Genomic DNA, 16,985 nt, shown 5'->3' with positions numbered 1-16,985 from the left:
AGCGACACCCGATCATGCCCGTCAAAATCGGCGAGGCATCGACATGACGCAGCAGGCAGTACGGACGCAAACGGTGGCGATACTGGTTCAGCCCGGCCCCAACCCGGAAATCGTGATCAATGCCGTGAAAGCTGCGTTCCCGAACCTGGTCGTGATCGAGGAGGAGCCGGAATCGAAGGCGCTGTTCATCCGCCGCCGCGCGAAAAAGCTCGGCTGGATACAGGCACTCGGTCAGCTTGCGACCATGGTCATCTCCAAATACGGCAAGCGCTTCACCACGAAACGTGCCGCTGAAATCATCGATACCTTCGGCGCCGATCCCTCTCCAGATCCTGCAGTCCGCCGCGTGGCCGTTCCCTCGGCCAACAGTCCGGCGTTCCTGGCTGCCATCGCCGAGATCCGGCCCGCCGCGTTGCTGCTGGTCAGCACGCGCATGCTGAAGGCCGATACGCTCGCTGCCATCCCCTGCCCCGTGCTGAACCTTCATGCAGGCATCAACCCGCAATATCGCGGCCTGCAAGGTGGATACTGGTCGCGCGTCCGCTCCGACGAGGCGAATTTCGGCACGACGATCCACCTCGTCGATGCCGGCGTCGATACCGGCGGCGTGCTCCATCAGCTGCGCATCAAACCTTCCAAACGCGACACGATGCACACCTATCCGCTGCTCCAGACGGCGGCGGCCACGGGCCTTGTCGTGCAGGCGCTCGACGAGGCCGTCACCGGCAACCTCAAGCCCTTGAAAATAGCGGAACCGTCGCGGCAATGGTATCATCCGCCGATCTGGACATGGCTCTGGAACGGCGTGACCCGCGGCATCTGGTAAATCCTCCCGGCAAGGTCGAATCCGACGTCGTTTTTGAGCATGAGGCAGTCGTGGCGAGTAGAGCCCGCGACGGCGCCAGAACGCATTGTCAGCGTCAGCAACGGGAGGGAAGACGCTGAGCGGTTTTCCGCCCGCAATTGCGGCAGAGGGGGTAGAGCATTTCCGGCTTGAAAAGCGCGGCCATGCTCCGGGAGAAGTTTCGACATGGCAGACCGCATCATCGTCTACTGGCGCGATATCCCCGCCCAGGTCATCATCAAGAAGGGCCGCGCCAGCGCCAAGCGGGAACTCTCGCTGCGCTTTACCGAGGCCATCGACATGTGCGCCATGCGCACCGGCGCGGCGGAAACCGACGACTATCTTGCCGAATGGCGCAAGGCCGACCCGGAGCCCGTTTCCGACGACCTGGAAGCGGAAGCGGACCGTGCCGTCGCCGAGATCGAGGCCGGCTATGACCGCGAGCGCCTGGTCGCCCTCGTCAAGGCCGGAGGGCGCGACAATGGCTGATCCGAAACTCGGAGAGCCGAAACTCGAAGGCGTGCAGAAGCCCGGCAACGCCGCGCCCGCCAAGAAGGCCGCCACGGGCGCCTTCACGCCGGCCGGCGTCTCGCCGAACCGCCGGTCGCGCCGCAAATACACGATCCGCCTGTGGGCTGTGCGCAATTCCCGCTTCTTCGAGTGGTTCTACCACCGCTTCGCCGAAGCCTTCCTGCTCCTCCACCCCGTCTGGAAGCTCTTCGGCTACCAGCGTGTCGAGCGTCCCATCACCTTCGTCGAAAAGCATGTGAAGGGCTTTCTCTTCGACTGTCGCATGTGCGGCCAGTGCGCGCTGTCGTCCACGGGCATGTCCTGCCCGATGAACTGTCCCAAGCAACTGCGCAACGGCCCCTGCGGCGGCGTTCGCGCCAACGGCAATTGCGAAGTGGAACCGGATATGCCCTGCGTTTGGGTACAGGCCTGGAAGGGCTCGCAGAACATGGTGAAGGGAGACGCCATCATGAACGTGCAGAAGCCGGTGAACCAGTCGCTGCGCGAGACCTCTTCCTGGCTGCGCGTGACTGCGGAAGCCGCCGCTGCCCGTGAAGCGGCAGCCGCCGCCGGAAAGGACGCCTGAGCATGGCGCATATCGACGAAAATCCGCTCGGCCCCCACCTGCCGCTCGATCCCCTGCCCGGCCACTCCTCGCTGGGCCGACTGGAACGGGTGCTGCGGCGCGGCGAGTTCGCGGTGACGACGGAACTGAACCCGCCCGACAGCGCCAATCCGGAAGATGTCTACGAACGCGCCGCGATCTTCGACGGCTGGGTGGACGGCATCAATGCGGTCGATGCGTCGGGCGCCAACTGCCACATGTCATCCGTCGGCATCTGCGCACTGCTCACCCGCATGGGCTATGCGCCGATCATGCAGATCGCCTGCCGCGACAAGAACCGCATCGCCATCCAGGGCGACGTTCTGGGTGCCGCAGCCATGGGTGTGTGCAACATCATGTGCCTGACCGGCGACGGCGTGCAGGCCGGCGACCAGCCGGGCGCAAAGCCGGTGTTCGACCTCGACTGCATGTCGCTGCTCGAAACGGTGCGCGTCATGCGCGACAATTCGAAGTTCCTGTCCGGCCGCAAGCTGACGACGCCGCCAAAGGTTTTCCTGGGCGCCGCGATCAACCCCTTTGCGCCGCCCTACGACTTCCGCCCCTACCGCCTCGCCAAGAAGATCGAGGCCGGCGCGCAATTCGTGCAGAGCCAGTACTGCTTCGACGTTCCCATGTTTCGCGAATACATGAAGAAGGTGCGTGACCTCGGCCTGCACGAGAAGTGCTACATCCTCGTCGGCGTCGGCCCCATGGCGTCGGCCAAGACCGCCAAGTGGATCCGCTCGAACGTGCCGGGCATCCACATTCCCGACTCCATCATTGCCCGCCTCGAAGGCGCGCAGGACCAGAAGAAGGAAGGCAAGCAGCTCTGCATCGACATCATCAACGAGGTGAAGGAGATCGAGGGCGTTTCCGGCGTTCACGTCATGGCTTACCGCCAGGAAGAATATGTCGCGGAAATGGTGCATGATTCCGGTGTACTGAAGGGGCGCCAGCCCTGGAAGCGCGAGCCGAACCCTGTCGACCAGCTCGTTGCCGAACGCATCGAGATGGCGCGCGACGGCCACGAGCAGGACCAGCAGAAACTTGCCGGGCAGGCCGCCCAGCATCCGCATTGATGCCTGCCGGCGCGTCGCCGACCAGCATTGTAACACCCGATATCGCGCGCTAGATCACAGTCGGCGCCCCGCCTCAGAGGACCTTACATGACACGCACCATCGTCGCCTCGGCCACCCGCGAAATCGTCATCGGTTTCGACCAGCCCTTCTGCGTCATCGGCGAACGCATCAACCCGACAGGCCGCAAGAAGCTGGCGGCGGAAATGCAGGCCGGCAACTTCGAGACCGTCATCAAGGACGCGCTGGAACAGGTCGCCGCCGGCGCCACGATGCTCGACATCAATGCCGGCGTGACCTCCGTCAACCCGAACGAGACCGAGCCGGGCCTTCTCGTCCAGACGCTGGAAATCGTCCAGGGCCTCGTCGATATCCCGCTTGCCATCGACAGCTCCGTCACCGCGGCAATCGAGGCAGGCCTCCGGGTCGCCAAGGGCCGCCCGCTGGTGAACTCGGTCACCGGCGAGGAAGAAAAGCTCGAGGCCATCCTGCCGCTCGTCAAGAAATACGACGTCCCGGTAGTCGCCATCTCCAACGACGAGAGCGGCATTTCCATGGACCCGGACGTGCGCTTCGCCGTCGCCAAGAAGATCGTCGAGCGCGCCATGGATCACGGCATCAAGCCGCATGATATCGTCGTCGATCCGCTCGTCATGCCGATCGGTGCGCTGGGCGATGCCGGCCGCCAGGTCTTTCAGCTGCTCTATCGCCTGCGCAACGAGCTGAAGGTCAACACGACCTGCGGCCTGTCGAACATCTCCTTCGGCCTGCCGCACCGCCACGGCATCAACGCCGGTTTCATCCCGATGGTCATCGGTGCCGGCATGACCTCAGCCATCATGAACCCTTGCCGCCCCCAGGAAATGGAGGCCGTGCGCGCCGCCAACGTGCTGAACGGGACCGATCCGAACTGCACCAACTGGATCATGACCTATCGCGACCACAAGCCCGCCGAAGGCGGTGCAGCGGCCAGCGCCGCAGCACCTGCTCCCGCCGGCGGCCGCCGTGGTGGCCGTGCAGCCCGCGCCGGTGCCGGCGCGGTGCGCGAATAATGGCCGGCGGGCGTCAGTTCCGCCACGATGCCTTCAGCCTTTGGCTGGAGGCACCTCTGGTGATCGCCATGCGCTGCCAGCAGATGGGCATGGCGGCACTGACCGGCTCGTCGCAGAACACCGCCGAGATGACCCGGATGGTCACGGAAAAGATGGCTGCCGCGGCGGAAAGCGCCGTGGCGGCCAATTTTGCTTTGGCAAAGGCGGTCATGACGGCGGCCTCGCCGGAAAGCACGGCCCGCGCCGTTTCGGAGGCCGCGCTGAAACCCTATGGCAAGCGCGTGCGCAGCAATATGCGCCGCCTTTCCCGCAAGAAGACATGAGGCGGCCCGTCCGGCCGTAGAAAGACCGATCCGATGCGCATTGAAGGTGAGAGCGAGATCAACATGACCGAAGCCTCGGCAAAAGAACCGCTGGTCCTCTTCATGCCCTCGGGCAAGCGCGGCCGCTTCCCGGTCGGCACTCCGGTTCTCGAGGCCGCCCGGAAACTCGGTGTCTATGTCGAGAGCGTGTGCGGCGGGCGCGCGACCTGCGGGCGCTGTCAGATCGAGGTGCAGGAAGGCAATTTCGCCAAGCACAAGATCGTTTCCTCGCTCGACCACATCTCGGAAAAGGGCCCGAAGGAAGAGCGCTACGAAAAGGTCCGCGGCCTTCCCGAGGGACGCCGCCTCTCCTGCTCCGCCCTCATTCTCGGCGACCTCGTCGTGGACGTTCCGCAGGATACCGTCATCAATGCGCAGGTCGTGCGCAAGGCCGCGACCGACCGGGTGATCGAGCGCAACGCAGCCGTCCAGCTCTGCTATGTCGAGGTGGACGAGCCCGACATGCACAAGCCGCTCGGCGATCTCGACCGCCTCAAGGTGATGCTGGAAAAGGACTGGGGCTGGAAGGACCTGCTGATTGCGCCGCACCTTATCCCGGAGGTACAGTCGATCCTGCGCAAGGGAAACTGGGGCGTCACCGCCGCCATCCATCGCGACATGGATAGTTCGCGCCCCTTCATCGTCGGCCTCTGGCCGGGCCTCAAGAACGAAGCCTACGGCGTGGCCTGCGACATCGGCTCCACGACGATCGCGATGCATCTCGTCTCGCTGCTGTCCGGCCGCATCGTTGCCTCCTCGGGCACGTCGAACCCACAGATCCGCTTCGGCGAAGACCTGATGAGCCGCGTCTCCTATGTCATGATGAACCCGGATGGCCGCGAGGCCATGACCAAGGCCGTGCGCGAAGCCGTCAACAGCCTGATCGGCAAGGTCTGCACCGAAGGCGAGGTCGACCGGCACGACATTCTCGACATGGTCTTCGTCGCCAACCCCATCATGCACCACCTGTTTCTCGGCATCGACCCGACCGAACTCGGCCAGGCGCCGTTCGCGCTCGCGGTTTCCGGCGCGCTGCAATACTGGGCGCATGAGCTCGATATCGACGTGAACCGCGGCGCGCGGCTCTACACGCTGCCCTGCATCGCCGGCCATGTTGGCGCGGATGCAGCGGGCGCGACGCTCGCGGAAGGCCCCTACCGGCAGGATCGCATGATGCTGCTGGTCGATGTCGGCACCAATGCGGAAATCGTGCTCGGCAACAAGCACCGTGTCGTAGCCGCCTCCTCGCCGACGGGGCCTGCCTTCGAAGGCGCGGAAATTTCCTCCGGCCAGCGTGCCGCACCCGGCGCAATCGAGCGCGTGCGCATCGATCCCTCGACGCTGGAGCCGAAATTCCGCGTGATCGGCGTGGACAAGTGGTCCGATGAGGAAGGGTTCGCTCAGGATGCCGAGAAGGTCGGCATCACCGGCATCTGCGGTTCGGCGATCATCGAAGTCGTCGCGGAAATGTATCTCACCGGCCTCATTTCCGAGGATGGCGTCGTCGACGGCACGATGGCGGAGAGAAGCCCGCGCGTCCTGCAGAACGGCCGCACCTTCTCCTACCTGCTGCATGACGGCGAGCAGCGCATCACAGTGACGCAGAACGACATCCGCGCCATCCAGCTTGCCAAGTCGGCGCTCTATGCCGGTATCAAGCTGCTGATGGAAAAGCAGGGTGTGGACCATGTCGATACGATCCGCTTCGCCGGCGCGTTCGGCTCCTTCATCGATCCGAAATACGCGATGGTGCTGGGCCTCATCCCCGATTGCGACCTCAACGAGGTGAAGGCCGTGGGCAATGCCGCGGGCACGGGCGCGCTGATGGCGCTGCTCAACCGCGACCACCGCCGCGAGATCGAGCGCGAGGTCAGCCGTATCGAGAAGATCGAGACGGCGCTTGAGCCGCATTTCCAGCAGCTCTTCGTGAATGCCATGGCGATGCCGAACAAGGTGGACCCCTTCCCCGAACTGGCCAAGGTCGTAACGCTGCCCGAACGCAAGGTGCTGTCCGACGACGGCGGCGGCGAAGGTGGCGGACGCCGCCGGCGTCGCAGCCGCGAATAGGCCGGGCCGCAGACGCCTGCGGTTACCGCGCCCTTGAACCGTGCCTAAGAATTCTGTTTTGTTTTCGGCGGTTTATCGGCATGGTGGGCGAATGGATGGAGGCCGTCATGCGTCGGTCGGGCATCTATCGTGCGGTCATCCCGGCTGCGCTGCCATTCACGAAAGCATCTTCATGTCGCTCGCCCGCCTTGCCGCGCTTTGCCTCGTCCTGCTTTCCGTAAGCAGCCTTTCCGCGAGCGCCCAGGAGGACTATCCGTTTACCGGGGAATGGAACTGCGACGGAGCCCCCTTCGTCTTCACCTCCACGGTGTACAGCACCGGCGACGATGACTTTACCATCCAGGAGGTTCAGGAGGGCTCCGACGGCTCCTACACGCTGTTCCTTACGGACGAGGTCTACATCACGCTCTCGGAGATCACAGACGACACGTTGTCCTTCTCCTCGTCCGAAAGCAACCGTACCATGAGCTGCCGCCGATACTGACGCGCAGCCATTCCCGAAAGATAGTCCATGACCAGCAGACAGCTTCTCATCCTGACCCTTTCCCTTGTGCTCGCCTCACCGGCCCTTGCGGACAGCTATTCGGCCATCAGCAACACCGCGATGTCGATTACGGGCGACATCGAGTTCGACGATTTCGGCATCACCTTCGAAAACGGCAAGAAGATCACCTTCGACCAGCTTGTCGGCGATACGTTCGTTGTCGGCGGGGAAACGGTAAATGCCTCTGTCTATAGCGTCGCCGATCCGGAGGACCCGGTTCTGCTCAACGGCAACCGGTTGTGCGGCGAGCCCGTGACCTATGTCGCCTCCTGGGGAGACGCAAGCACGACAACGGTCGCGGTCTTCTCGACACAGGACGTCCCGTCGAGCGACGCGGATATGTGCGCGTCCTACACCTACGAGTAAAACGAGGCCGGGGCACGAGCCCCGACCGTCCGACCCGAGATCAGCAGGCGACCTGGAGCATCTCCATGGGCCGCCGCTCGATACGGGCGAAGGCAGCGCGGATGTAGTCTGCGACTGCTTGCGCGGGCGCGTCCAAGTTTTCGTTGACAACGAGGCCGATGAGATAGTGGCCGAGGTCCGGCAGGCCATCCTTCTCTCCGAGCGCCACCATGTCATCACCAACCAGAAAGCGTGCGAGGGGCGCAACGGCGAGGTCGGCGCGAATGGCTGCGCGCTGGCCCATATGGTGCGCGCAGAAATAGGCGACGCGGAAATCACGCCCCGACCGGCTCAACTCTTCCAGCGCGCGTGCGCGCCAGATGCAGCCCTCCTCCCACACGGACACCGGGAGGGGATTCTTCAGATGCGCATTGCCGCAATTCTTGCCCGCCCAGACCAGTTGCTCCTTCAAAAGGATCTCGCCGGGAACCGGAAGCGTGCCGTCGGTCGCATTGAAGATGGCCAGATCCAGACGCCGCTCGGCGACCGCGCGGCGCAGGTTGCTGCTGGTCTCGATCGACACGTTGACGGCGATGGACGGATAGGTCTCGGCAAAGCGCCGCAGCACTTCCGGCAGGATCAGTTCACCGACATCATCAGGCGCGCCGAGACGAACGACACCGTTCATTTCGGGCATCATGAAACGTGAGACCGCTTCATTGCTAAGCGCGATCAGCCGGCGCGCGTAGGACAGAAGCACCTCGCCCTGGTGGGTGAGCACGACCGAACGGGCATCGCGGCGAAACAGCGAGCAGCCCAGCATCTCCTCCAGCTTCTTGATCTGCATGGAGACGGCAGACGGCGTGCGATGCACGGTCTCGGCGGCGGTCGTGAAGTTCCCGGTCTCGGCGATCGCCACGAACGTTCGCAGGATATCCAGTTCGAGCAGCGGTAGCGTCTGACGCATCAACAGGTTCATGGCCAATCTCCATGGATCAGAAAAAATGAAGTGAAAGCTCATTTCATTTCGTTTGATTGAAGACCCAGCGAGGCGGATAGTCAACGGGTAAACAAACGAACATGAGGAAAAAACGCCATGAAAAGCGAAAAACGCCATGCATTCGGCGGTGAGATCGCCGTTCACATCCGCGGAATTGGATTTTATTACGCCATCCAGCGTTTTGTGAATGAGAGGATCCAGGCCCGTCGCCAACGCATCTCCGCGCATCATACGGCTTGGGAAATGGCGCAGCTGCCCGACTATCTCAAGCAGGATATCCAATGGCCACCCACCGCAGACCATGAAGAACGCTGATCAATCAGATCAAATATATTCGTTTGATTGATGCATCAGGTTGCGGCACAGTCTCAATATGGTCGCGACCTTTCGGAACTCCCAAGCACGAAAGGAACCTAACATGACACTCATACTGGAACATCGGCAGGCACGGCGCGCGACTGGCGCCCGGCTCGGTCACACCTTCGCTCATCTCGTCCGCGACCTCCCCGGGCGGATCGTCTCCGCATGGGAACGCAGCCGGCTGGAGCGTGAACTGGAAAGCATGCCCTATGACCTGCGCAAGGATATCGGCTTCCGCTCAGCGCCCAAGACAGCGGCACAGTCGACACGATGAGGGCAGACTGTAACGGCGCCATGCCGCATATCGACCAAGCCTAAGCCGCCGGCTCTGACTTTGAACGTCAAGCCGGCGGTTTTGCATCAGGCCCGCAGGATCGGCACCTGGGGCGCCGCGGTGTCCGGCAAAACGCCGGTCAGTCGCGGATCGTCGAAGACCTCGACCTGCCGCTTCACCGGCACAAAACCCGAGCGAATGTAGAAATTCAGCGCCTGTGGCGAATCGAGCGTGCAGGTGTGGACCCAGAAGCGCCCGATCGGCGCATGTCCCTCCTGCGACCAGGCGCGCGCGATCGCCCGGTTCATCAACCAGCGCCCCGTGCCGTTCCCGACCATGGCGGGGGTAAGGCCGAAAAACGCAAGTTCGCAGGCCCCCTCTTCGCGGAAATCCAGCTCCAGCAAGCCTTCGGCGCGCCCGTCCTTCATCACCGCGTAGATTTCGACGTCGGGATGGGTGAGGATGGCGGTGAGATCCGCTTCCGCCATTCTCAGCCGCGAATCCCAAAGCCAATCGGTGCCGACACGGGCGTATAGATCGCGATACCATGCGGTATCAGGCCTTTCGAAACGCGCAAGCGTCACGCCGGGCTGTTCAGGGTCATGGCCACGTTGCGGCGGCGTTCGCATTTCAAGGTGCGTCACCACCGTCGCGAGCTTTCCCGCGGGCACATCCGAATATCCATCTGGCAGCATCTGTCGCCTCTCTTTCGATGGCTGCTTTTCTCGCCATGTCGGACGGTGTTGTCAAACAGCGGGTTTTGCCGAAATACCACCGTCGCAATCCGGCCATGGCGCAAACGGCGTCGCAAATACGCAACCGATGGACTTTCGTCATAATTTCGCCGGAAGGCGCTGACATCTCAGCGATACGGCATACATCCCGGTCGCAACCATCCCTATTCCTGTCGCAAAAATACTAGCGCGACGGCCGGCTTGCCTGCGACGATTGCGACATTCCGCCTCACCAGCATGGACACGCCGATGAACAAGCAAGACGTCAAGAAGCGCTCTCTCGTTTTCTTTCTCGTGCCCAACTTTTCCATGCTGCCTTTCTCGGCGGCAATCGAGACGTTGCGCATCGCCAACCGCATGCTCGGATACGAGGCCTACACCTGGCGCCTCGCCTCCACGGATGGCCAGCAGGTGCTGTCCTCCAGCGGCATCGGCATCGAGGTGAATTCTTCCCTCGCCGACGAGCGCAAGCATCTCGGTGGCGAGAACCGCCCCTCCATGGTGCTGGTCTGTTCGGGCATCTATGTGGAGGACTTCTCCAACAAATCGGTCAATGCCTGGCTGCGCGAAGTCTACAACCGCGGCATCGCCGTGGGCTCGCTCTGTACCGGCGCCCATGTGCTGGCGCAGGCCGGTCTGCTCTCCGGCAAGCGTTGCGCTATTCATTGGGAAAACCTGCCGGGCTTCGCCGAAGCATTTCCGCAGGCCGACGTCTATGCCGATCTCTATGAAATCGACGGCAACATCTATACCTGCGCCGGCGGCACGGCTTCGCTCGACATGATGCTCAACCTGATCGATCAGGATTTTGGCGAAAACCTCGTCAACCGCGTCTGCGAACAGGCCCTCACCGACCGCGTGCGCGGCCCACACGACCGTCAGCGCCTCCCGTTGCGCGCCCGCCTCGGCGTGCAGAACGCCAAGGTGCTGTCGATCATCGAACTGATGGAAAAGAACCTCTCCGAGCCGCTTTCACTGCTGGAGATCGCCGATGGTGCGGACCTGTCGCGCCGCCAGATCGAGCGTCTTTTCCGCCAGGAAATGGGCCGCTCGCCCGCCCGGTACTATCTGGAAATCCGGCTTGACCGTGCCCGCCACTTGCTGGTGCAGTCTTCCATGCCGGTCGTGGAAGTTGCAGTCGCCTGCGGCTTCGTTTCGGCCTCGCACTTTTCCAAGTGCTACCGCGAACTTTACAACCGCTCGCCCCAGCAGGAGCGCGCCGAACGCAAGTTGACGCTGTCGGCCATCGCACGCTGATCCAGTATTCTTGGAATACATGAGGTCCCCGCCCCTGTGGGGGGATCAGCTTGCCAGCGCCTTCATCAGGGACAGTTCGGAGAACACCCGGTTACGGCCGGCATGCTTGGCCATGTAGAGAAACTGGTCGGCAGCATTCAGATAGTTGTCGAAGGCTTCACGGTCGGAAATGACCGCAAGGCCGACAGAGACGGTGATCGTCAACGGCTCGCCATCGGCATCGATCGGCTGGGCTGCGATTTCCTGGCGCAGCCTTTCGCAATAGTCCAGTGCCTCATCGAGGCCAAGGCCATTGAAGATGAGGCCGAATTCCTCCCCGCCGAGGCGGGCCAGAAGATGCCGGTCGCTCACGCGATGTTTCAGACGCCGCGCGATGGCCTTCAGCACGACGTCGCCGACCTCATGGCCATAGGTATCGTTCAAGCGCTTGAAATGGTCGATGTCGAGAATGGCGATCGACATCAGCTCACCACGCCGCAGTGCCTGCTCGACGAGGCGCGGACCCGCCTCGAAGAAATAGCGGCGATTGTAGATGTCGGTCAGGTAGTCGCGCGCGGCGATGCGATGCAGCGACTGAACGCGCTTCTGGATCGCCGCGACATGGAAGATGCGGCTGTTGAATTCCTCGATAAGGAAGGGCTTCTGGATATATTCGTCGCCGCCGGCCCGCAGGAAACGTGCGGCAACCATGCGGTCTTCGGATTGGGCGAGCCCCACCACACGCACCGTATCGTCGCCGTGGCGCTTGCGGATTTCGCTGAGCAGATCGAACCCGCTCATGTCGGAAAGCGCGATGTCGCAGACCACCATGTCGATACCGCCATGCGTATCAAGCGCCTCCAGCGCGGCGGCGCCCGTTTCGACGGCTATGATCTGGAAACGCTGCTTGGCGATGAGGCTGACCTGCTTCTCCAGACTTTCCGGATCGGAATCGACAACGAGAACCTGCGTCTTGCCGCTGGTCAGAATACGATCGACCGCCAAAACGAGCTGCTGGATCGCCGCCGGATTGTCCTTCACGACATAGTCCAGCACGTTCTTGGCGAGGATCTGGTCGCGCGTTGCATCGCTGAAAGAGCCGGTGAAGACGAGCGGGGCGATGCCCTTCGAGATCACATAGTCGAGCGCTTCACAATTCGGCGCATCAGGAAGGTTGAGATCGAGAACGGCGAGCGCGAATTCCGGCGCATCGCCCTGGAAGATGGACCGGACCGCCGCCATGCTGGAGCAGTGGGTTACATCGAGGCCGAGCTCCTTTTCGAGCCGGTACTTGAGGGCCGTGGAAAACATGCGCGAATCTTCGACGAGCAGCACCTTCTGGCCGGTATGACGCAGAAATGCCGGTCCTCGCTGCGGATTCGAATCCACGTCCACGCTTCCCCTACCCCGATGACACTTTCATCTGCGGGTATTACAACCCACACGCTTTACCAAGTCGTTAATCCGGCCATAAATATCTCACGTTACGTGAGGCAAACCGCCGGCAAAATGCAGGCTCAGCCGGCCATCTTGAATTGCGCGCTCTTGATCTGCGCAAGCGTGTCGAGGTTCTGGTTCACGCGGCAGTAGAACTCCTCGTCGATGAAGGGCCGCATGATAAAATCATTGCCGCCGGCCTTGAGAAACCGCGCGGAAAGCAGCCTGTCCGTCGATGACGAGATGCCGATGATGCGCAGCTGATGCGAGCCGATGGTGCTGCGGATTCGCCGCGTCAGCTCAAAACCGTCGATGTCAGGCATGTTGTAATCGGTGATCATCAGCCCGATGTCCGGGTTCGCCTTGAGGAGCGCGAGGGCTACCGCGCCGTTCTCCGCCACACTGACGCGGAAGTTGTAGCGCTTGAGGCGCGTGGAAAGGAGCGCACGCGCCGTTGCGCTGTCATCGACGATCAGCACGTGATGATTGTGATTGGTCAGGAAGCGGCAGACCGACTCGGCCAGCATGTCCACCGCAAAGATGTTGTCCTTCAGGATGTAGTCGACGATCTCCTTGGACAGGAGCTGGTCGCGCGTCGTCTGCTGGAAGGTGCCGGTAAACACGATGGTGGGTATGGAGAGGTCGACGAGGTAATTCAGCGCCTCGCCGTTCTCCGCGCCCGGAAGGTTGATGTTGGAGATCGCCAGCGTGATCTTCTCGCTGGACTTGTCATAGGCAAGCTCGAGTTCCTCGAAGCTGCGGCAGATCTCCACGTCGATATCGAACAGCTCCTTGAGCCGTTTCGAGATCATGGATGTGAAGACGTTGGAATCCTCGGCAACGATGATGCGATGATGCGAGAGAGACGCGCCGGAATACTGCATCCCGGAAATGCCGATGAACCCCATGATCTGCCTTCTTACGTAGATTTTCCCCACGTTAAGGCGTAGATGCATCCCTTTGAGAAAGCGTTAAATTATCGTCGTGGGAAACCACAGTCGCGGTCTATTTGACCAGCGCCTCGCCGCCCTTGATTTCGACCTCTTCGCCGCCGCCGAGCGCAATGCGGTCGCCGTTCGGCATGGTGACGAAACAGCCGGCCGGGCAGATCGTTTCCGTCGCGCCCGGCTCCAGCGCGATCTCCATGCGGCTGCCGTCCTCGACGACCACCAGCACCTGCGTCTCGGCGTCCTTGTTCGTCACGGAGGCGGCAACGGCCTGCGCGGTCATTGCGGCCGACACGAGCAGCATCATGATCATTCGCTTCATCTTTGCCCGGCGCAACGCGCCGCCCCTCTTCACACGCCCTAGAGAACACTATCGCTCCCCGGCGGGATTTGCATGTGTTTTATGCGGGGACGGCTGAATGCAGCGTGAATGCGGCATTCATGTGCCACAAATCAGGCGTCGGGCGTATCCTGAGCCGGCTTGCGGTTGCGGGCTCCAGCCGGTTTCGCCAGCTTCTCCGTCGCCTGTTCGAGAAGCGTCGAAAGAAGGAGAGCGCCCTCCGGCGAAATCTTGACCGGCACCTCGGGGGCTGCGGGCCCGGACATCGCGATTCCATCGGCGCGAAAGCGCTCGAGAATGGCGGCACGCAACTCGGATTTCACGGCCGTTCCGTTGAGGATGTCGGCAAGGAAGGCGCGGACCTCGAAATCCAGCGTTGCGGCGGAAAAGGCCTGGAAGACGACCACCGGCTCGGGGTTGCGCAAAAGCCCCTGCTGGCCGCGGACAACATCGGCGATGACCTCCTGCACCTGGCGGGGATCGTTGCCGGCGTGGACGCTGAGGGCGATATCGATACGGCCGAGCTTGTTGCGATGCGTCCAGTTGCCGACCTGACCGTTGATCAGCACCGAATTGGGAACGATCACGGTCTGGCGCTGGAACGTCTCGATCTCCGTCGCACGCACCGAAATGCGCCGCACGAAGCCTTCCGTCGTTCCCGCCACCACCCAGTCCCCCACCTTGAACGGGCGCTCGGCCAGCAGGATGAGGCCTGAGACGAAGTTCGACACGATGTTCTGCAGACCGAAACCGATACCGAGCGAGAGGGCACCGGCGACGAGCGCGAGACTGGAGAGGTTGATCCCCGCCGCCGATATGCCGATGAGTCCGGCAAGCGCCACGCCCGCATAGCCAACCGCGGTGCGCACGGAGTTGCGCACGCCCGCATCCACCTGGCTTCGCGCAAGCACGTTGCCGTCCACCCACTTCTGGAACCAGCGCGTGACGACGAAGCCGACCGCGAAGAGCACGATACCCGCAAGAATGCCGACCAGCGATATCGTGATGCTGCCGATGCGGATTTCCGTGAAGATGCGATAGGCCCAGGACTCGATATCGGCAATCTGGAAGCCCCACTGCAGGAAAATCATCGGCAGGAAGAGGACGATGATCAGCAGGTAAATGCTCAAGCCGGATACCAGCCCGATCTGGTCGAGCACGATCGGACTAAGCCCGAAGCGCTCCTCCAGCCGCTTGCCGACGGCCGTCGCACCAAAGGCATTGGTCGCGGATACGGCGCGGCCGGAGAGAAAGCCGATATACATCGTCACGATGATCGCGCCCGTCACGACGATCTGCGCCGCCACGAAACGCGCCAGGCCCACATAGCCAAGCAGCGATGCCAGGATGAGGCCGAGGCCAGTCAGGACAAGCAGCACGAAAACCGAACGCGGCCACTGATGGCCTTGCGTCTCCGGTGCTTCTCCGCGCCGCAGGACGGGCTGCACAAAGGCCGTGACGAGAAGCAGCAAGCCGATGATGATGGAGGCGAAGAAGCTCTTGACCACGGTCAGGATGACCGGGGAGCCAAGCGTTTCGCTGATCGCGCCCAGGAAGTAGTCGGCACCGTTGACGATGGCCATGCTGAAGATCAGCAGCCAGAGAAGACGCGCGCCGTGATCGGAAACCCGCACCAGCCGCCAGTTCCCGTCGCCGGGCGACAGCACGGCGTTGGCAAGCTGGGCCACGAAAAAGATCGCGACCATGACGGCGAGAGCCACGGCAAGCATAGGAGCTGTATCAGGGCGAAGGACCTTGAACGCATCCAGGAAGAAATAGCTGGTGCCGGCGAAAGCGCCGGCGGCGGCCGTTGGAAGGACCGTGGACCAGAAGGCCACGGAAAGCCGCGTGATGTAGTGCGGCTTCTCCTGCTGGGCGACGCGCGTAATGTAGGGCGAAAACAGCCGGTAACTGCCCGTGAGCAGCACAAGGGCCGCCATCAGCGAGAGCGACACTGCGGCGAGCAGCTGCAAACGCTTGAACTTCCACACGAACTGGAGCCAGGCCGTTACCGTTCGCTGCAACGTGCGTGCTTCCGCATCGATGGCGGTGGCCGCATCGCTGAAAAGCTCGGGGGTGATTTCCGTGCGCTTCAGCAGCGCTTCGCTGAACAGCTGCCGGCGGATTTCGGTAATCCGGTTCGAAAGCTTGGTCGCCTCGATGGAGAGATTTTCAGCCTCTCCCGTCAACGCGTTGATCTGGTTGCGTTCGGCCGAGAGCTTCTTGCGCTCATCGACCACCACCCCCGCTTCGGCGGGTTCGCCTTCCGCAGGCGGGTCGCCGAGCTCTGTCTGCCGGGCCTTGATGGCGTCCAGCCGCGGACGCAGCGCCACCGAGATCGCCAGAATCGAACGGTTGAGCGTCTCCGCCTCGACCTTCAGGTCGACAAGGCGGTTATCGTCGGCCTGGTAGGCGTCCACCTGCTTGCGGATATCGTCGAGCTGCTTGCCGGCGGTGTTGAGGCTGTCATTCGCCTGATCCAGCTGCGTGCCCACATCCGTCGCGACCGCCGGGGCCGTCTGAGCACCGGCCGGGGAAACGGCCAGCACGAAAACCGCAAGAAGAACGGACAGAAGACGGGAGATCGGCAACGGGCCATCCTCACTGAACGGAAACAGGCGACTTCGCAGGCGCGCGAACGAACACCCTTCTAGCCATGAATGCGGCCATTTTAAATGGGCATGCCCCGGCGTCTAGAAACCCGCATCCGGCTGGGCGAGATAGATTTCCTCCTGCGGCGTCGAGGCACGACCGAGATAGGCGTTGCGATGGGGAAAGCGGCCGAACTCGGCGATGACATCGCGGTGGCGGATGGCGTAGTCGAGATACATCGCATCGCCATGCGCCTCGAACAGCTGCACTGAGCGATCCTGGTCGGCCAGCGCTTCGGAATGTTCGAACGGCATGTAGAAGAAGTGGCGGCGCCCGTAATCGACCGCCTGGTCCGCCCCGGCCTCAAGGGCCAGCTGCGCTTCCCTGAGCGCCAGCCAGTCGGTCGCGAAGGCCATAGGCGATGCGCGGTACATGTTGCGCGGGAACTGGTCGAGCACGATGATGGCGGCCAGCCGCGCCTCGGCGCTCGCACGCCATTCAGGCCCGACGCCCCGCGACAACGCCAGATGCGTCGCGGCGAATTGCTCGTGGACCCATGCATCGAGTTCCGGCGTCGAGTTCCACCAGTTCTCGGCCGTCAGCGTATCGCACCAGTACGAAACCACCTCTTCCGGTCGCCGGATATCATTCATGCCAGAT

The 16,985-nt window shown here is 62.6% G+C and carries 19 protein-coding genes; 12 read left to right on the top strand and 7 right to left on the bottom strand.

Annotation, left to right across the window (positions count from 1 at the left end):
- The first annotated feature begins 73 nt into the window (after positions 1-73).
- The 9 genes from MKI86_RS06080 to MKI86_RS06040 all read left to right on the top strand — a co-directional run bounded on the left by MKI86_RS06080 (position 74) and on the right by MKI86_RS06040 (position 7,426).
- Positions 74-826 (top strand): formyl transferase, encoded by a 753-nt coding sequence (locus MKI86_RS06080; RefSeq protein WP_241598663.1) that lies wholly within the window; start codon positions 74-76, stop codon positions 824-826.
- A 204-nt stretch (positions 827-1,030) separates the two neighbouring features.
- On the top strand, positions 1,031-1,333 hold the full coding sequence (locus MKI86_RS06075; RefSeq protein ID WP_241598662.1) for a virulence factor: 303 nt from the start codon (positions 1,031-1,033) through the stop codon (positions 1,331-1,333).
- Positions 1,326-1,940: a methylenetetrahydrofolate reductase C-terminal domain-containing protein gene (locus tag MKI86_RS06070; protein ID WP_241598661.1), complete on the top strand. Its 615-nt coding sequence runs from the start codon at positions 1,326-1,328 to the stop codon at positions 1,938-1,940. The genes MKI86_RS06075 and MKI86_RS06070 overlap by 8 nt, the downstream gene beginning before the upstream one ends.
- Before the next feature lie 2 nt (positions 1,941-1,942).
- On the top strand, positions 1,943-3,037 hold the full coding sequence (locus MKI86_RS06065) for a methylenetetrahydrofolate reductase (protein ID WP_241598660.1): 1,095 nt from the start codon (positions 1,943-1,945) through the stop codon (positions 3,035-3,037).
- 87 nt (positions 3,038-3,124) lie between these two features.
- On the top strand, positions 3,125-4,087 hold the full coding sequence (locus MKI86_RS06060; protein ID WP_241598658.1) for a methyltetrahydrofolate cobalamin methyltransferase: 963 nt from the start codon (positions 3,125-3,127) through the stop codon (positions 4,085-4,087).
- Complete coding sequence (locus tag MKI86_RS06055) at positions 4,087-4,410, top strand: hypothetical protein (protein WP_241598656.1); 324 nt, start codon at positions 4,087-4,089, stop codon at positions 4,408-4,410. The genes MKI86_RS06060 and MKI86_RS06055 overlap by 1 nt, the downstream gene beginning before the upstream one ends.
- A 33-nt stretch (positions 4,411-4,443) precedes the next feature.
- The gene (locus MKI86_RS06050) at positions 4,444-6,516 is read left to right on the top strand and encodes an ASKHA domain-containing protein (RefSeq protein ID WP_241598654.1); all 2,073 of its coding nucleotides are present in this window, start codon (positions 4,444-4,446) and stop codon (positions 6,514-6,516) included.
- 172 nt (positions 6,517-6,688) lie between these two features.
- Positions 6,689-7,000, top strand: coding sequence for a hypothetical protein (locus MKI86_RS06045; RefSeq protein ID WP_241598653.1), 312 nt, complete (start codon positions 6,689-6,691; stop codon positions 6,998-7,000).
- A 27-nt stretch (positions 7,001-7,027) separates the two neighbouring features.
- Positions 7,028-7,426: a hypothetical protein gene (locus MKI86_RS06040; RefSeq protein ID WP_241598652.1), complete on the top strand. Its 399-nt coding sequence runs from the start codon at positions 7,028-7,030 to the stop codon at positions 7,424-7,426.
- A 40-nt stretch (positions 7,427-7,466) separates the two neighbouring features.
- Here MKI86_RS06040 and MKI86_RS06035 read toward each other — a convergent pair whose 3' ends face one another.
- The gene (locus MKI86_RS06035) at positions 7,467-8,384 is read right to left on the bottom strand and encodes a LysR family transcriptional regulator (RefSeq protein ID WP_241598650.1); all 918 of its coding nucleotides are present in this window, start codon (positions 8,382-8,384) and stop codon (positions 7,467-7,469) included.
- 117 nt (positions 8,385-8,501) lie between these two features.
- Between MKI86_RS06035 and MKI86_RS06030 the strand changes: the two genes are divergently transcribed.
- Both MKI86_RS06030 and MKI86_RS06025 read left to right on the top strand, forming a co-directional pair.
- Complete coding sequence (locus tag MKI86_RS06030) at positions 8,502-8,720, top strand: hypothetical protein (RefSeq protein ID WP_241598648.1); 219 nt, start codon at positions 8,502-8,504, stop codon at positions 8,718-8,720.
- 103 nt (positions 8,721-8,823) lie between these two features.
- Complete coding sequence (locus MKI86_RS06025; protein WP_241598647.1) at positions 8,824-9,039, top strand: hypothetical protein; 216 nt, start codon at positions 8,824-8,826, stop codon at positions 9,037-9,039.
- 86 nt (positions 9,040-9,125) lie between these two features.
- Here the strand turns inward: MKI86_RS06025 and MKI86_RS06020 are convergent, their stop codons facing one another.
- Positions 9,126-9,734, bottom strand: a complete 609-nt coding sequence (locus MKI86_RS06020) for a GNAT family N-acetyltransferase (protein WP_241598645.1) — start codon at positions 9,732-9,734, stop codon at positions 9,126-9,128.
- A gap of 288 nt (positions 9,735-10,022) precedes the next feature.
- Here MKI86_RS06020 and MKI86_RS06015 point away from each other — a divergent pair, with 288 nt between their 5' ends.
- Entirely contained in the window at positions 10,023-11,030 is a 1,008-nt protein-coding gene (locus MKI86_RS06015) for a GlxA family transcriptional regulator (protein ID WP_134649479.1), read from the top strand.
- A 45-nt stretch (positions 11,031-11,075) separates the two neighbouring features.
- On the opposite strand, the gene MKI86_RS06010 is transcribed toward MKI86_RS06015, so the two are convergent.
- From MKI86_RS06010 to MKI86_RS05990, 5 genes are all read right to left on the bottom strand, one after another.
- Positions 11,076-12,398 carry a GGDEF domain-containing response regulator gene (locus MKI86_RS06010; RefSeq protein ID WP_241598643.1) on the bottom strand — a complete coding sequence of 441 codons (1,323 nt, stop codon included), beginning with the start codon at positions 12,396-12,398 and terminating at the stop codon, positions 11,076-11,078.
- A 128-nt stretch (positions 12,399-12,526) separates the two neighbouring features.
- A complete protein-coding gene (locus MKI86_RS06005; protein WP_241598628.1) occupies positions 12,527-13,354 on the bottom strand; it encodes a response regulator in 828 nt (275 codons plus the stop codon).
- 97 nt (positions 13,355-13,451) lie between these two features.
- Positions 13,452-13,706, bottom strand: coding sequence for a hypothetical protein (locus tag MKI86_RS06000; protein ID WP_370879898.1), 255 nt, complete (start codon positions 13,704-13,706; stop codon positions 13,452-13,454).
- Between the two features lie 140 nt (positions 13,707-13,846).
- Positions 13,847-16,324, bottom strand: a complete 2,478-nt coding sequence (locus MKI86_RS05995; RefSeq protein WP_241598626.1) for a mechanosensitive ion channel family protein — start codon at positions 16,322-16,324, stop codon at positions 13,847-13,849.
- Between the two features lie 102 nt (positions 16,325-16,426).
- Entirely contained in the window at positions 16,427-16,978 is a 552-nt protein-coding gene (locus MKI86_RS05990) for a DUF924 family protein (protein ID WP_241598622.1), read from the bottom strand.
- Positions 16,979-16,985 lie beyond the last annotated feature (7 nt).

The sequence above is a fragment of the Shinella sedimenti genome, from assembly GCF_022601905.1.
Lineage (GTDB): Bacteria > Pseudomonadota > Alphaproteobacteria > Rhizobiales > Rhizobiaceae > Shinella > Shinella sedimenti.
This window is presented reverse-complemented; position numbering and strand designations above follow the sequence as displayed.

Bases quoted from the DNA above. Each gene is read 5' to 3' on its own strand.
- MKI86_RS06015 (WP_134649479.1), top strand. From the start codon at position 10,023: ATGAACAAGCAAGACGTCAAGAAGCGCTCTCTCGTTTTCTTTCTCGTG.
- MKI86_RS06065 (WP_241598660.1), top strand. From the start codon at position 1,943: ATGGCGCATATCGACGAAAATCCGCTCGGCCCCCACCTGCCGCTCGAT.
- MKI86_RS06020 (WP_241598645.1), bottom strand. From the start codon at position 9,734: ATGCTGCCAGATGGATATTCGGATGTGCCCGCGGGAAAGCTCGCGACG.
- MKI86_RS06035 (WP_241598650.1), bottom strand. From the start codon at position 8,384: ATGAACCTGTTGATGCGTCAGACGCTACCGCTGCTCGAACTGGATATC.
- MKI86_RS06075 (WP_241598662.1), top strand. From the start codon at position 1,031: ATGGCAGACCGCATCATCGTCTACTGGCGCGATATCCCCGCCCAGGTC.
- MKI86_RS06050 (WP_241598654.1), top strand. From the start codon at position 4,444: ATGCGCATTGAAGGTGAGAGCGAGATCAACATGACCGAAGCCTCGGCA.
- MKI86_RS05990 (WP_241598622.1), bottom strand. From the start codon at position 16,978: ATGAATGATATCCGGCGACCGGAAGAGGTGGTTTCGTACTGGTGCGAT.
- MKI86_RS06005 (WP_241598628.1), bottom strand. From the start codon at position 13,354: ATGGGGTTCATCGGCATTTCCGGGATGCAGTATTCCGGCGCGTCTCTC.
- MKI86_RS06060 (WP_241598658.1), top strand. From the start codon at position 3,125: ATGACACGCACCATCGTCGCCTCGGCCACCCGCGAAATCGTCATCGGT.
- MKI86_RS06055 (WP_241598656.1), top strand. From the start codon at position 4,087: ATGGCCGGCGGGCGTCAGTTCCGCCACGATGCCTTCAGCCTTTGGCTG.
- MKI86_RS06030 (WP_241598648.1), top strand. From the start codon at position 8,502: ATGAAAAGCGAAAAACGCCATGCATTCGGCGGTGAGATCGCCGTTCAC.
- MKI86_RS06000 (WP_370879898.1), bottom strand. From the start codon at position 13,706: ATGATCATGATGCTGCTCGTGTCGGCCGCAATGACCGCGCAGGCCGTT.
- MKI86_RS06045 (WP_241598653.1), top strand. From the start codon at position 6,689: ATGTCGCTCGCCCGCCTTGCCGCGCTTTGCCTCGTCCTGCTTTCCGTA.
- MKI86_RS06070 (WP_241598661.1), top strand. From the start codon at position 1,326: ATGGCTGATCCGAAACTCGGAGAGCCGAAACTCGAAGGCGTGCAGAAG.
- MKI86_RS06040 (WP_241598652.1), top strand. From the start codon at position 7,028: ATGACCAGCAGACAGCTTCTCATCCTGACCCTTTCCCTTGTGCTCGCC.
- MKI86_RS06025 (WP_241598647.1), top strand. From the start codon at position 8,824: ATGACACTCATACTGGAACATCGGCAGGCACGGCGCGCGACTGGCGCC.